Origin of the sequence: Thiospirochaeta perfilievii (assembly GCF_008329945.1) — a bacterium.
Lineage (GTDB): Bacteria > Spirochaetota > Spirochaetia > DSM-2461 > DSM-2461 > Thiospirochaeta > Thiospirochaeta perfilievii.
Map to the genome: position 1 here is coordinate 704,956 of NZ_CP035807.1, position 15,674 is coordinate 720,629.

General features: G+C 36.8%; 10 protein-coding genes and 3 rRNA genes. All 13 read right to left on the bottom strand.

Annotation, left to right across the window (positions count from 1 at the left end; genetic code table 11):
• Positions 1 to 3: 3 nt before the first annotated feature.
• Positions 4 to 1,044: a hypothetical protein gene (locus tag EW093_RS03250; protein WP_149567014.1), complete on the bottom strand. Its 1,041-nt coding sequence runs from the start codon at positions 1,042 to 1,044 to the stop codon at positions 4 to 6.
• Positions 1,045 to 1,126: 82 nt separating this feature from the next.
• Positions 1,127 to 1,948 (bottom strand): hypothetical protein, encoded by an 822-nt coding sequence (locus EW093_RS03255; protein ID WP_149567015.1) that lies wholly within the window; start codon positions 1,946 to 1,948, stop codon positions 1,127 to 1,129.
• 6 nt (positions 1,949 to 1,954) lie between these two features.
• Entirely contained in the window at positions 1,955 to 3,628 is a 1,674-nt protein-coding gene (recN, locus tag EW093_RS03260; RefSeq protein ID WP_187759810.1) for a DNA repair protein RecN, read from the bottom strand.
• The gene (locus EW093_RS03265) at positions 3,621 to 4,469 is read right to left on the bottom strand and encodes an NAD(+)/NADH kinase (protein WP_149567017.1); all 849 of its coding nucleotides are present in this window, start codon (positions 4,467 to 4,469) and stop codon (positions 3,621 to 3,623) included. Before EW093_RS03265 ends, recN begins: the two co-directional genes overlap by 8 nt.
• A 19-nt stretch (positions 4,470 to 4,488) precedes the next feature.
• Entirely contained in the window at positions 4,489 to 5,475 is a 987-nt protein-coding gene (locus EW093_RS03270) for a hypothetical protein (RefSeq protein WP_149567018.1), read from the bottom strand.
• Complete coding sequence (locus EW093_RS03275; RefSeq protein ID WP_187759811.1) at positions 5,472 to 5,975, bottom strand: chemotaxis protein CheW; 504 nt, start codon at positions 5,973 to 5,975, stop codon at positions 5,472 to 5,474. Before EW093_RS03275 ends, EW093_RS03270 begins: the two co-directional genes overlap by 4 nt.
• Positions 5,976 to 6,037: 62 nt before the next feature.
• Positions 6,038 to 6,664: a phosphorylase family protein gene (locus tag EW093_RS03280; RefSeq protein ID WP_149567019.1), complete on the bottom strand. Its 627-nt coding sequence runs from the start codon at positions 6,662 to 6,664 to the stop codon at positions 6,038 to 6,040.
• A gap of 2 nt (positions 6,665 to 6,666) precedes the next feature.
• A complete protein-coding gene (locus EW093_RS03285; RefSeq protein WP_149567020.1) occupies positions 6,667 to 7,116 on the bottom strand; it encodes a hypothetical protein in 450 nt (149 codons plus the stop codon).
• Positions 7,117 to 7,890: 774 nt separating this feature from the next.
• A 5S ribosomal RNA gene (gene rrf / locus EW093_RS03290) occupies positions 7,891 to 7,999 on the bottom strand.
• 180 nt (positions 8,000 to 8,179) lie between these two features.
• Positions 8,180 to 11,149 (bottom strand): 23S ribosomal RNA (locus EW093_RS03295).
• A gap of 475 nt (positions 11,150 to 11,624) precedes the next feature.
• A 16S ribosomal RNA gene (locus EW093_RS03300) occupies positions 11,625 to 13,164 on the bottom strand.
• The 16S, 23S and 5S rRNA genes sit together here, the layout of an rRNA operon.
• A 264-nt stretch (positions 13,165 to 13,428) precedes the next feature.
• Entirely contained in the window at positions 13,429 to 15,330 is a 1,902-nt protein-coding gene (locus tag EW093_RS03305; protein ID WP_149567021.1) for a pyruvate carboxylase subunit B, read from the bottom strand.
• A 174-nt stretch (positions 15,331 to 15,504) separates the two neighbouring features.
• Positions 15,505 to 15,666 (bottom strand): hypothetical protein, encoded by a 162-nt coding sequence (locus EW093_RS17255; RefSeq protein ID WP_187759812.1) that lies wholly within the window; start codon positions 15,664 to 15,666, stop codon positions 15,505 to 15,507.
• Positions 15,667 to 15,674 lie beyond the last annotated feature (8 nt).

Here is a 15,674-nt window from a genome sequence, read left to right on the forward strand (position 1 = left end):
ACCCTACTCCCTTATATCCAACTTAATAACTGAATCATCAATTACTGTATATATAGACTTATTCATTGATCTAACAGAGACTCCCTCTCCAATAAAGTTGTTCTCTAACAATACCCTATTGTCCGGTGTTAACAGTTTTATATTATTATAATTAACTGCTCCTGAATGAACTAGGTAGATATCTAACTCTTTTAAATACTCAACATTTTTTAAGTTGTAGTTACTTTCAAAAAATGTATCAGATTTCTCCTCAATATTTATAATGAAAAAACCACTACTGTTTTGAAGGAATACAGAACGGTTATTGGATGTAATAAAAAGTTTAACACTCTTCCTTATCTCATCTTTTAAAGTAGTTGTGTAATAGGGTTTATACTCAACACCCCTTCTCTCATATAGTATAAACCTTTGAGGATCTAGCCCACTTACAATACCTATATATTTACTATCCTTTGATATTACAACACTGTAAATTATTGAGACTCTACTACCTCCAGGTTCATAATCAAAAGTAATCTCACCATCACTATCTAAAACTGTAAAAAAGCCCTTTGCAAATCCGATTACAGTAGTGTCGAAGTTCCCATCAATTGAAGTAATAATATAATTAAATGATCTACTCCACTTAACTCTACCCTCTTCAATTTCATATAGACTCTTTCTATCCCTACTAATTACATATAATCTATCTGAGATACTAAATGGGTATCCATCATCCTCTATAGAGAATTTAATATCACCATCAAAGTTTCTTATTTGAATTATTTTTTTATCCCTAGAGGAGTTAATAAAACTACTATCTAAAAGAGTAATACCATCTTTTATCTTAACACCCCAGGACTCTTCTAAATCTTTTGTAAAATAACCAGCGTGGTTTTTATATATATATGGAATCTTCTCACCTGATAAAGGTGTTTGGACTAGGGATAGTTTCATTGAGTCTGCAGAGTTATAATTAAGATTTGGTACTAATTTTAGTGGAAATAGAAGAAAAAACAGTACAAATATTAAAGTTGCAGTTATTATATTTTTTTTATCAGACATACTTCTCACTTTAGTAGATTTTATCTCATCCTACACTAGGGGCGAATATGTGTCAAATAATTAATACCAAATTAGCAAATGCCTACTTTCTAGCTTCTCTTTGTCTATTTTCTTGTATCTGCTTATCCGATTGTAACTTTGCCTTCCAAACATCGATCTTTTTTTGTACTTCAGCCATCTCTTTCTTTTTTCCAATATAAGAGTACAACCTTCTAAGGGTCGCTAATAGAAGTATTGCCCTTTTAAAATCATCTAATTTATTTGTAGTAAGTTCATATTTTAACCTGTAACTATTTGCCGCATCATTAAGAGCCTTTATAGTCATCTCTATAAAACTTATATGTAGAGAGTACAACTCCCTCTCCCTAGGATCTAACTCTTTCGCAATACTCTTAAAATCGATACAGTTATGGGAAATTACAGCATGTCTACCCTCTAAGTCAATAAATGATAACTTCCATTTAGAATTCTCCCCAAAGGCATCTTTTACCATATTTATACTAAAACCTAACTTTTTAAGAAGATTGTACTTACTCTCAATAGGGTATGTATTAAACTCAACAAAGTTATCTTTATAATCTGCAAATGGAGCATTTACTAAATCCCCAAAAACTGCCTCTAGAAGTATTAAAGACTCATAACACGCCTTTCTTGCTTCATTTATGAAAAATTCATTTTTTATACCTAATAACTCTAATGAAAGTCTATTCATAATGCCATAAAGGGATATTAACTTCATAGTTTCATCGGCTATTAATATTTTTTTATAAGATGCACCAGAATCATCACGTTGCAAAATAAGTTTCATTTGATTAATTTTTTTTGTTGTCTCTTCTAAATTTCTCTTATACTCAGAAATCTTTTCAGAATAGAGATGTTTAGCTTCTTTACTTACCTTTGCCATAACTTTTTAGCAGATACCAAGGAGTTCTTTAGCATGATTTAAAGATGCCTCATTACACTCGCCTGATAACATTCTTGCTATCTCCCTTACACGTTGATCATCCTGAAGTTTAACTACCTCAGTTTTTGTCTTTGTACCATCTGTACTTTTAATAACCTTTAAGTGATTTTCACCACAACTTGCAATACTTGCTAAGTGGGTGATACTTAAAACTTGTTTATTTCTAGAAAGTGATTTTAAATGCTCCCCTATACTAAGAGCAACTTCTCCGCCTACTCCAGAATCAATTTCATCAAAAATTAAACACCCAACACTATCTACATCGGCTAAAACACTCTTTAAGGCAAGCATAATTCTAGAAATTTCTCCCCCAGATGCAATCTGCTTAACCGGTTTTAGTGGTTCCCCAGGATTCATAGACATTAAAAACTCTACTTCATCCATTCCCCAAGGGCCACAGGATGGTTTTCCATTACTATCCTTCCTAGGAGCTAAATCAACAACAAACCTTACATTAGGTAGACTAAGCTGTTTTAACTGGGCTACCACCCTATTTTCAAGCTCCTTAGCAAACTTACTTCTACCCTCGGACAAGAGTTTGGCTTTTTGTAAGATATCCTCTTGTTCTAGTTTTAATCGCCCTTTTAAAGCTTCTATATTATTTCCAGAACCTTCAATCTTATCAATCTCTTTTTTAGCCTCTATACTATAATCTAAAACATCTTTAATAGTTGCGCCATACTTCTTTTCAAGTTTAAATATTTCAGATAATCTCTGTTCTTTAATATTAAGCTGTTCTGGTGAAAAATCAATCATTCTTTTATAATCACTAATAGATTCATTTATATCATCCATCTCATAATAACTATCCTTTACTCTTTTTATCATAGGAGTAAAAACATCATCAATATGGGAAAGAGAGTCTATATTAATTGTTAGATTCTTAAGATATTGAACTATACCCTTAGCCCCATTTGTAAAACTTAGGGCTTCATCTATTAGGTAACAGAGTTTATCCGTATTTCTTAATAGTTTTAGATCCTTCTCTATCTCCTCTTCTTCACCGTCATATAAAGCAGCCGAGTCAATCTCTTTTATAGCTCTATTTAGCTCCTCTAATTTATCACCTAAGTCTGTCTCTTCCTCTTCAAGGTCAGCTATATCAGCTCTTAGTTTAGTAATCTCTTGAAATTTGTTATATAGAGATAATACATCATCATTTAAGCCTCCATACTTATCTAGTAACTTCCTGTGGTTTACCTTGCTAAAAAGAGATTGATGCTCATGCTGTCCATGCATATCAAATAGAAGGGAGGAAAACTCCTCTAATTGGGATCTAATAATCCCTTGTCCTTGAATATACTGACTACCTCGCCCAGAATTTTTTATATTTCTTTTTATTAATACTTGATCATCTTCATAGGTTATTCCTGCATCTAATAACCATCTTTGTGCCTCATGGTTACCACTTATATCAACTAAGGCAGATATATTTGCCTCATCGCATCCCTGCCTTACATAGCTTGGGTTTCCTTTTTTACCAAAAATTAGACCAAGTGCTCCAACTAATAAGGACTTACCTGCACCGGTTTCACCTGTTAATATATTTAACCCTTTTGAGAATGAGACTTGAATATCATCAATTAATGCATAATTAGTAACACTTAACTCTTCAAGCACGGGGCCCTCCACTCCATTTTAATTTTGTTCTTACTACATCAAAGAACGACCTTTTATCAGACATAATAACCCTAGCATACCTACCGTGTTCACGGAAATATACTAGGTCTTCTTCTTCTAAATCTATAGACTCCTGTCCATCTATAGTTAATAGTATATTAGCTCGCTGATTTTTATTTATTTTTACCTTTATAATCTCATTACCACCAGTAACTATAGGCCTATTAGATAGGGAATAAGGACAAATAGGTGTAAAAATCAGCGCGTTCATCTCAGGATTAATTATTGGTCCCCCTGCAGCTAATGAGTAAGCTGTAGAACCTGTAGGCGTAGATATTATAACTCCATCTCCATGAATCTCACCTATCTCTATATCCGAAAAATATACCTTTAATTCAATTATAGCCTTTATATTGTTAGAAGTTACAATTCCATCATTTACTCCAATGGTATTAAAGATCTCCCTATTCTTCCTAACAACCTTTATATCTAACAGAGTACGATTACTAACCCTTAGGGTGCCATCTATATATTTATCTAACGCCTCTCTCCATTCACCCTTGGCTATCTCTGTTATAAAGCCTACTGTACCTAGATTAATACCTAAAATCGGAATTTGATAGGCGTGTATCCTTCTTAGTGCCTGAAGAACTGTACCATCTCCACCTAGTGTGATAACTAGATCAAAATTTTTTATTTCTGAATGTTCCTGTTTATCAGCATAAATAACTGAGTTTTCAATACCGATACCATTTAAATAGGTAGTTATATCAGACTCAAGAGATGTAGCTTCACACTTTATTCTGTTTACATACAGTAGAACATTTTTTATAGTAGCCATAACTAATAATATTGGGATTTTAGGGCAATGTCGATAGAATCTTGGAAATTAGTTCTATACCCTTCTTTTTCATAGATAACGACAGAGGAATAAGTAACGTCCTACTTGTTAAAGATTTTGCATTACAACATTTAAGACCTCTAATATTTCTAATTATTGAATCTAAATATCCTCTCTGTGTCTCTAATCCATTATTTTTACAATAGTGCTGGATCTCCTTCAACGACTTTTTAACAATTACAGGAAAAGAGCTATAGATAGTAGTATCCCCACTATCAAAGGTGTAGTATCCAGATTTTAGTATTGAGTTTTTATATGCTTCAATAACATGTATACGTCTCTCTTGAAAATGTTCTAAGTCATTAATTAATGAGATTGCCAAAGAGGCATTTAATCCTGAAAGGATTAGGTGTGGATTATGCTTAAGGTAGTTATCAATATATTTTGTTTCATGATTTGTAAAAAAAATAGCTCCACCTAAGGAGTTAACTATTAAATCTTCTTCAAGTGATATTATAGTGTAGTCACTATTAAAGTTTATGCTATCCATATTAACATCTAACCCAATACCACACAATAAAATATCTATAACAGGAACCCCTAAATCTTTAAGATATGATGTATCAATATATGTGTACGTAGATGTATTTATTATTAACACAGTTTTATCCCTAAGATTATTATTATATGAATCAAATTCTACTAAACCTGTTTCTAAGGATACATCTAATACAATAGGAGTAAACCCTTTTTCAATAATAACCCTATATAGAGATACTGGAGCTAATGCAGAGATCATTATCTCTCCACCTTTAAGTTCTAGTTTTTCTAAAAAGATCCTAAAGGCAGACTCATAATCTCTTAAAAGTTTCACATTATGTTTATCATAGTTTTTTTTAATTAATTTAGACAACTCACCTACAGCATCAAAGTCATCTTCGACTAAATAAGTGAGTAGTGAGTCCATCTCTTTTCTTCTGAAATATTTTTTACTTACTTCTATCAAAGGTTTCCTAAGTCTATATTTTTAAGTTCGCCTCTACTAAAAAGTCTCCTAGTATCTAGAATAACCAAATATCCATCTTCTTCATTAACAACACCATGAATATACTCACTTCCTATACCAGAAACAATTTGTGGTGGTGGCTGAATATTTCTCTTATCAACTGTAACTACTTTTAAAATTTTATCAATAATTATACCGATATCCATATTATTAATATTAATTATTATAAATCCACTTAGGAGTTTTTCTTCTTCAGTTAGTTCTTTTTTTTCAAAATGAAACCTTTTTTGCAGATTAATTACAGGAATAATAGCCCCTCTTAAATTAAAGAGACCTTCCACATATACCGGAGCATTAGGAATAGGTCTAACGTCTTCAATACCATTAATCTGTTTAACATCCATTATATCAATACCATATCTCTCTTTCCCTAATTGGAAAGTAACAAGCTGTAGCGTATGATCTTCTACAACCTCTTTTTTACTTTGACCTAATATCACAACAAATCTCCTACATATTACATTCTAATAAAAATTATTAATTTTTCAAGGCATTATTATTATTATATACCTTTACAAAGTTTTTTTACAGAAATATATAATTTTTTACACGCTTCACTCTTATTATTTTTAAAATCCTTAAATGTATTTTCATCACAGTTGTCAGTAATAACTCTTTTTGAAAAACAAGGAATTTTTAATTTATTACAAACTTCAAAAACTGAGGATGTTTCCCAACTTACTACAGAACAGCCCCTATCTACCAATAGATTTCTTTTTTTAGGGTCACTGACACTATCCTCAATAGATGCATTAATATAATCATCAAACTCCAAATTATTAAAAATAGTTAATAAACCTTCTTTCTTAATACTATATTTTTTTCCAACTGTCTCATAATTGTAAAACTCCAATGACCTATTTATAGTTACAATATCTAGGGGATGAAGTTTATTATTAAGTGATCCACATGTACCTGTATCTATAACAACTAAATCTTTTAAATTTAAGAGGTTTTCATAAAGATTAATCAATGTATTAACTTTTCCAAGACCTGTATAGATTAGTGTTACATGGTCTTTTTTAGCAACTCTTGGTAGATCGCCCTTTAATGTCTCTTCTCTTAAACCTAACTCATTTTTTGCTGAATTAAACTCAAAAGGCAAAGCACATGTAATTACTATTTCCACTTTTAATTACTTATCTTTAAACCATACTCTTTTGTAAGTAAGTCTAAATCTTTGTTAAGTTTTTTTAGTTTATCAGTTGTTAAGTGACCTGTAAGATTTTTTTGAAAATATAAAAACTCTAATTCAAAGTTCAATCCTAACTCACTATTTAGCATTTGTATAAACTCCTCCTCAAAATCATCTGTTTCATTAGAATCTAGGAGAATCCTATTATTATTCCCTTTAATAAAAATAGCTACAGAGTTTATTCTATTTATCTCAAGTATTTCATCATTTTGGAAGTAGTACTTAACATCTCCACAATTCTCAATAAAATCCTGTGAATGCTCAGTTACAACACCATTTTCATCTAATAATCGAGACTCTGTCTTTACAACTTTTTTAACACTATTATCCAGGATATAGTTATGTACAGCCCGTTTCTTAGTAAAATCTGAAAAATTTACTTTCATACTACCCTCTTAACTTTATTATATATCTCACAATTCAAGAATGGAAGTATTTATGAGTATTAAATAGGGGTAAGTGTAATTATTACAGTTGAGTTTTATAATATTAGAATGGATATCAATAAATCTACAGCCTAGGAACTAAATACAGTGCAATTAGCCTACTCTCCCACTCAAAACATTTCGATCAGAAATTGTTTTGCTTAACTAGGAGATTGATATGGAACTTAATATATTATTTGCATGACTGGATTGAATTGGCATTGTACCATCGAGATGGAACTGCGTTAGTTCATGTTAAACAAAACGTGTTGATTAAAAAAAGAAAATTAATAAAAAAAAGTCTAGCGTATGAACCTAATTGCAGTGCAATTAGCCTACTCTCCCACTCAAAACATTTCGATCAGAAATTGTTTTGCTAAACTAGGAGATTGATATGGAACTTAATATATTATTTGCATGACTGGATTGAATTGGCATTGTACCATCGAGATGGAACTGCGTTAGTTCATGTTAAACAAAACGTGTTGATTAAAAAAAGAAAATTAATAAAAAAAAGTCTAGCGTATGAACCTAATTGCAGTGCAATTAGCCTACTCTCCCACTCAAAACATTTCGATCAGAAATTGTTTTGCTAAACTAGGAGATTGATATGGAACTTAATATATTATTTGCATGACTGGATTGAATTGGCATTGTACCATCGAGATGGTACTGCGATAGTGGGGAAATCCTAATACAGATACATGGTAAATAAAACTATTATAAATAAAAAAAGTCTAGCGATCACCTACTCTCCCACTAACGCAGTACCATCGGCGCAACTTGGCTTAACTTCCGTGTTCGGTATGGGAACGGGTGTGGCCCAAGTGCTATCATCACTAGACAAAAATTTTAATTAAAAACTCTTAAAAAAAGTGTTTAATTAAAACAACTTAAGAAAACTTAAGTTTATTTTAAATAACGCTGGAGTTAAGTTATTCTACTTATTTATACTCCGTTATTTCCCGAAGGTAAATAACTAAATAGGGTATAAAAATCATATCCAGTTAAGGAAAATAAAAATATGGTCAAGCCTCACGGGAGATTAGTACCTCTCAGCTAAATACATTACTGCACTTACACTTGAGGCCTATCAACCAGATCATCTCTCTGGTCCCTTTAGGAGAGTTAAACTCTCAGGAATGTCTCATCTTGAGGCGGGCTTCCCACTTAGATGCTTTCAGCGGTTATCCCTCCCGAACTTAGCTACTCTGCAATTACCGTTGGCACGATAACAGATACACCAGAGGTTCGTCCATTTCGGTCCTCTCGTACTAAAAATAGATCCTCTCAAACATTCAACGCATGTGGCAGATAGGGACCGAACTGTCTCGCGACGTTCTGAACCCAGCTCACGTACCGCTTTAATTGGCGAACAGCCAAACCCTTGGGACCTGCTTCAGCCCCAGGATGCGATGAGCCGACATCGAGGTGCCAAACTTTGCCGTCGATATGAACTCTTGGGCAAAATAAGCCTGTTATCCCCGGAGTACCTTTTATCCGTTAAGTGACGGCCCTTCCACTCGGGACCGCCAGATCACTAAGACCTACTTTCGTACCTGCTCGACTTGTAAGTCTCGCAGTCAAGCTACCTTCTGCCTTTGCACTTACAATCTGATTTCCAACCAGATCAAGGTAACCTTTGCGCGCCTCCGTTACTCTTTAGGAGGCGACCGCCCCAGTCAAACTGCCCACCAGACATTGTCCAAAAACCGGATAACGGCTTCTGTTAGAAAACTAATTAAACAAGGGTGGTATTTCACCAACGACTCACCCCAACCTAACGATCAGGGGTCATAGTCTCCCACCTATCCTACACATGTTTAACCAGATTTCAATATCAGGCTGCAGTAAAGGTTCACGGGGTCTTTCCGTCTAACCACATGTAATCGGCATCTTCACCGATACTTTAATTTCACCGGGTCTCGGGTTGAGACAGCGTCCAATTCGTTACACCATTCGTGCGGGTCGGAACTTACCCGACAAGGAATTTCGCTACCTTAGGACCGTTATAGTTACGGCCGCCGTTTACCGGGGCTTCAATTCGCTGCTTCGATAAATCTAACAACTCCTCTTAACCTTCCGGCACCGGGCAGGTGTCAGTCCCTATACTTCATCTTACGATTTCGCAGAGACCTGTGTTTTTGGTAAACAGTCGATTGGACCTCTTTTTTGCAACCTCTCCTCGCGGAGTAGGCCATACTTCTCCCTAAGTTACGTATGTAATTTGCCGAGTTCCTTAACCCGAGTTATCCCGTACGCCTTAGCATACTCAGCTCGCCTACCTGTGTCGGTTTGCGGTACGGTTCCTGTTAATCGAACCTTAGAGATTATTTCCTGGCACGATGAATCCTCTATCTTCCTGCACCCGTAGGTTTAGTACCCTTAACAACTCACCTCAAAATGCGGATTTGCCTACATCTCTCAACAGCTTATTGCTTGGACCGGAACTACCATTCTCCGGCATAGAATCTCCTTATGCGTCATCCCATCGAAATTAACAGAAGTACTGGAATATTAACCAGTTTCCCATCGACTACGCTCTTCAGCCTCGTCTTAGGGGCCGACTCACCCTGGGAAGAAAACCTTTACCCAGGAACCCTTAGGCTTTCGGCGGGAAGGGATCTCACCTTCCTTTTCGTTACTCATGCCTGCATTCTAACTTGTGATACCTCCAGCAATCCTTCCAGATCACCTTCAACAGCCTACACAACTCTCGTCTACCATCCGTATTAATACGAATCCGTAGCTTCGGTACTATGCTTAGCCCCGTTACATTTTAGGCGCTCGACTACTCGACCAGTGAGCTATTACGCACTCTTTCAAGGAGTGGCTGCTTCTAAGCCAACCTCCTGGCTGTCTTTGCAATCGAACTTCCTTCTCCACTTAGCATAGTTTAGGGACCTTAGCTGACGGTCTGGGCTCTTTCCCTCTTGACCATGGATCTTATCACCCACAGTCTCACTGCAATATTTTGTTTATCGGTATTCAGAGTTTGAATAAGTTTGGTACCCGGTGAAGGGCCCTAGCCTAATCAGTGCTTTACCTCCGACAAAAATCATATCACGCTGATCCTAAAACCATTTCGACGAGAACCAGCTATCTCCGAGTTTGATTGGCCTTTCACCCCTATTCACAAGTCATCACTGCCTTTTTCAACAGACTAGTGTTCGGTCCTCCACTTGATTTTACTCAAGCTTCAACCTGCTCATAAATAGATCACTCGGCTTCGGGTCTACGGCAACATACTTGGCGCCCTATTAAGACTCGGTTTCCCTCCGGCTCCGGTACTTCTATACCTTAACCTTGCATATTAACGTAACTCGCAGGCTCATTCTACAAAAGGCACGCCATCACGTCTCAAGGACGCTTTGACCACTTGTAAATCCACGGTTTCAGGTCTATTTCACTCCCCTCCCGGGGTGCTTTTCACCACTTCCCTTACGGTACTCGTTCACTATCGGTAGCTATCTCGTATTTAGCCTTGGAGGGTGGTCCCCCCAGATTCCAGCAGGATTTCTCGTGTCCCGCTGTACTCAGGAATATACTCTACAGCTATATTAGTTTCGCTTACGGGACTATCACCCACTCTGGTACTAGCTTTCCAGCTAATTTCTGCTACTAATATAGTTTCTTACTGCAGTTCGCATCACACAATACAAAACAGTACATCCTACAACACCCCTACTGCAACTCCGTGCAGATATTACACAGTAAAGGTTTGGGCTATTCCCCGTCCGCTCGCCGCTACTAAGGGAATCACAATTGTTTTCTTTTCCTTCAGGTACTTAGATGGTTCAGTTCCCTGAGTCTCACTCCAATACACTATTTTATTCATGTAAAGGTAATAGACATCTTGTCTATTGGGTTACCCCATTCGGCAATCTGGGCGTCAAAGGATGTTTGCTCCTTAACCCAGCTTTTCGCAGCTTACCACGGCCTTCATCGTCGGATAGCTCCAAGGCATCCACCATGGATCCTTATTCGCTTGACCATATATTTTGCTAGCAAAATATAGTCGACAGAAGTTTCAAAGAAACTTCGATAGACATATTGTTCCTATCAAAAATATTTGTGCTTTCACACTATAATTTTTATACCCTTCGCTATTTAGTTGTAAACGTAGTTTACAACACCGTCAGAAGTTTCGAAGAAACTTTGAGAGGTTGCCAACTATGCTATTTTGCCTTTCAATGATTAAAAACAATCAATGTAAGGCAAGTCAAACATTTCTAATAGAAAAGTTTGATATTTAAGCCACTGGAATCGAACCAGAACAATACTCACCAAAGACTTAACTGTCACGAGGACAAATATAAAAATAGAAGGAGGAAGAAATACTAACCTATTGTACTGCAGTTTTACTTTACAAGAGTTACCTCTCTTGAATGTCTTTTACCCAAGACATTTAGGGTTTAAAGATAAATCTTTAAGGTACTTAGTAAAAACTAAGCTTCCCTTTCTCGTAGAAAGGAGGTGATCCAGCCGCACTTTCCAGTACGGCTACCTTGTTACGACTTCACCCCCCTTACTAAGCATACCTTCGGCGCCGTCCTCCATAAAGGTTAGACTAACGACTTCGGGTACCCCCAACTCGGGTGGTGTGACGGGCGGTGTGTACAAGGCCCGGGAACGTATTCACCGCATCATGCTGATATGCGATTACTAGCGATTCCACCTTCATGGAGTCGAGTTTCAGACTCCAATCCGAACTGAGACCGGCTTTTTGCGGTTAGCTCCACCTCGCGGCTTCGCATCACTCTGTACCGGCCATTGTAGCACGTGTGTAGCCCAGGGTATAAGGGCCATGATGACTTGACGTCGTCCCCACCTTCCTCCGGTTTGTCACCGGCAGTCTCGCATGAGTCCCCAACTTAATGATGGTAACATACGATAGGGGTTGCGCTCGTTGCGGGACTTAACCCAACACCTCACGGCACGAGCTGACGACAGCCATGCAGCACCTGTAATAGTGTCCCCGAAAGGAAAGAACTATCTCTAGAACGGTCACTAATATGTCAAACCCTGGTAAGGTTCCTCGCGTATCATCGAATTAAACCACATGCTCCACCGCTTGTGCGGGCCCCCGTCAATTCCTTTGAGTTTCACCGTTGCCGGCATACTCCCCAGGCGGTACACTTAACGCGTTAGCTTCGGTACCGAGGTTTGACCCCCGACACCAAGTGTACAAAGTTTACGGCATAGACTACCAGGGTATCTAATCCTGTTTGCTCCCTATGCTTTCGCGCCTCAGCGTCAATCCAGGCCCAAAATGTTGCCTTCGCCATTGGTGTTCTTTCTAATATCAACAGATTTCACCCCTACACTAGAAATTCCACATTTCCCTACCGGATTCTAGTTAATCAGTTTCCTGTCCGTTTCCGGTGTTGAGCACCGGTCTTTCAAACAAGACTTAATTAACCGCCTACACGCCCTTTACGCCCAATAATTCCGAACAACGCTCGCTCCTTACGTGTTACCGCGGCTGCTGGCACGTAATTGGCCGGAGCTTATTCATGAGCTAACGTCATCTACTACTCATTTCCTAGTAGTTTTATTCCTCACTCATAAAAGGATTTTACAACATCTCTGCATTCTTCATCCACGCGGCATCGCTCCGTCAGACTTTCGTCCATTGCGGAAGATTCTTAGCTGCTGCCTCCCGTAGGAGTCTGGGCCGTGTCTCAGTCCCAATGTGGCCGATCACCCTCTCAGGTCGGCTAACTATCGTCGCCTTGGTAGGCTCTTACCCCACCAACTAGCTAATAGTGCGCAGACTCATCTTTCAGCACAGCTGGGCGCTGCTTTCCTCTAAAAGCTAAAGCTTAAAGAGATTATTCGGTATTACTCCATGTTTCCATGGGCTATCCCCAACTAAAAGGTAGATCATCTACGTGTTACTCACCCGTTCGCCACTCTCGGAAGTGCAAGCACTTCCTACCGTTCGACTTGCATGCTTAAAACGTGCCGCCAGCGTTCGTTCTGAGCCAGGATCAAACTCTCCGTTATTATGTTTACTAACCGAAGTTAGTAATAACTAAGTTGATCTTTATACTCAAGGTTTTAATTAACATTAAATGTTAAAAGTATTTCTTCCCTTCTCTATTACTAATGTAAACATGATACTACAAAGTAGCTCATGCCTTAACAACTAATAAAAGTTATTAAGTTTTTCGTCTCAACAGACTCTTAAGTTAGAGTTACTGTTGCAACGCTCGATGAATATACCAACTCACATTTTTTTTGTCAATAAACATTTCAAAAAAAATATAATTATTCTATAGATACTAATACATCACCTTTTGCTACACTATCTGCTGTTGAAAAATGAATCTCTTTAATTACACCGTCTATAGCAGCTTCTAGATTATTCATCATTTTCATCGCTTCTAAAACAACAACAACATCACCTTTTTTAACTTCGTCCCCAACTTCCTTTTTGTATTCAACAATCATTCCAGGAATTGGAGCTACAATTGATTTAGGATCTGCGACAACACTCTCTTTTTTCTTTTTTGGAGACTTAGAAGTAGAACCACCAGCTTTTGGAACAGCAACTTGAACACTAAAGTGCTCGCCTTCAACATAAACATCAAAACTTCTAGCATTAGCAGGAGCTTCAGCATCACCCTTCTCTTTTAATTCACCACTTACAGCTTTAGCAATAAGCTCTCTCTCCATCTCAACATCTTCTAATGTTTTAGGTTTAACATCATCAGGAGCTTTTTCATGTCCATGTTTCCAGTTTAAGAATCTTTTTCCAGTAATTGGATATAACGCACATAAAACCTCTTCATCAATATCTTTAGCTAAACCAGAAAAATCCTTTTTAACTTTAGGCATTTCAGGCTCTAAAATATCTGCAGGCCTACAAGTTATAGGCTCTTGCCCTCTTGGATAATCCTTAAGAGCTTTCTTTTGAACTTCACTATCTATTGGTAGTTCTGTTTTTCCATATAACCCATAACATAGATCCTTTACCTGTTCTGTAATCTGAGTAAACTCCTCTCCGTTTTTATCAAATAGAACATTATTTACGGTTTGAGTTCCTACTATTTGTGAAGTGGGAGTTACTAATGGTATCTGTCCTAATTTTTCTCTAACTTTTGGAAGCATTTCAAATACTTCATCAAGTTTATCTATAGAACCCATCTGCTTTAATTGATTAACAAGGTTAGATAACATTCCTCCAGGAGTTTGATGTAATATAACATCAGTATCTATAACAGAAAGTTTTGTATTATCCATTAGATGCATATATTTTGGAGTACTTTTTTCCATCTCCTTAGAGATTCTATTAAGTAGCTTTAGATCAAAACCAGTATCCCTATCAGTTCCCATAAGAGTTACAACTAATGGCTCAATTGCGGGATGGGATGTTCTATACGCATATGGAGCCATACATGTATCAATTACATCAACTCCAGCTTCAACAGCTTTTAAAAGTGTTAAGTCACCCATTCCAGATGTAAAGTGGGAATGTAAATGAATAGGTGTGTCTGACTGAGACTTTAATGCTTTGATTAAATTATATGCGTCATACGGAGCTAATAACCCTGCCATATCCTTAATACATATAGAGTCAACACCCATATCAACCAACTCTTTTGCTTTTTTAAGATAAAAATCTATATTATATACATCTCCACCTAATCTTAACTCAGTTAAAGTATAACATAGGGTTCCTTGAAAATGTTTACCGTTGGCTTTAATTGCCTTAGCAGCTGTTTCAAAGTTTCTAAAGTCGTGTAAAGCATCAAACATTCTAAAAATATCAATTCCATTCTCAGATGCCCTATTAATAAAAGTATCAACAACATCATCTGCATAATTTCTATACCCAACTAAGTTTTGACCTCTTAAAAGCATTGAAAAAGGAGTTTTTGGAGCGTGTTGACGTAGAGTTTTTATTCTTTCCCATGGATCTTCATTTAAAAAACGATGCATAACATCGAAGGTTGCACCACCCCACATCTCCAAAGAATGAAAACCTACTTCGTCCATCATCTCTGCAACAGGTATCATATCTTCAGTTCGTCCTCGGGTTGCAAAAATAGATTGGTGACCATCCCTATAAGAAACATCTTGAACTTTAACAGGATTCTTTGCCTTCGGTCTATCTCCAGCGTAATTCATCTCTGTCATATTTAAAACGCCATGTTTATCAAATTTCATTTTCATCTCCTTGGTTGCATAGGCGAGTAAGAACTTGTTCCAACCCGCAAAGTATCTCTTTGAACATAAATAGTAGTAGGAACCTGGTCCAACCCTTAAAGTATCATTTTGTCTATAAACTAGGATCAATAAACTTTAATTTACGATCTATCTTAATTAATAGACAAAACAGCCTTATCTAAAGAGTTTTGTTTGGGCCATCTGTCGATTCTTCATAATCATCTGCCTACCAGAATCTACCCAATTATTACCACTCTTTTTATTTTTTTCTTCTTCTTCTAAAAATGCCATAACTGCCATAATAGCAGCCTTTTTCATCTTTGCTCTTTTATCCATAACTAAAC

Coding starts and splice junctions, on each gene's coding strand:
- EW093_RS03250 (WP_149567014.1), bottom strand. CDS start 1,044: ATGTCTGATAAAAAAAATATAATAACTGCAACTTTAATATTTGTACTG.
- EW093_RS03255 (WP_149567015.1), bottom strand. CDS start 1,948: ATGGCAAAGGTAAGTAAAGAAGCTAAACATCTCTATTCTGAAAAGATT.
- EW093_RS03285 (WP_149567020.1), bottom strand. CDS start 7,116: ATGAAAGTAAATTTTTCAGATTTTACTAAGAAACGGGCTGTACATAAC.
- EW093_RS03305 (WP_149567021.1), bottom strand. CDS start 15,330: ATGAAATTTGATAAACATGGCGTTTTAAATATGACAGAGATGAATTAC.
- EW093_RS03265 (WP_149567017.1), bottom strand. CDS start 4,469: ATGGCTACTATAAAAAATGTTCTACTGTATGTAAACAGAATAAAGTGT.
- EW093_RS17255 (WP_187759812.1), bottom strand. CDS start 15,666: ATGGATAAAAGAGCAAAGATGAAAAAGGCTGCTATTATGGCAGTTATG.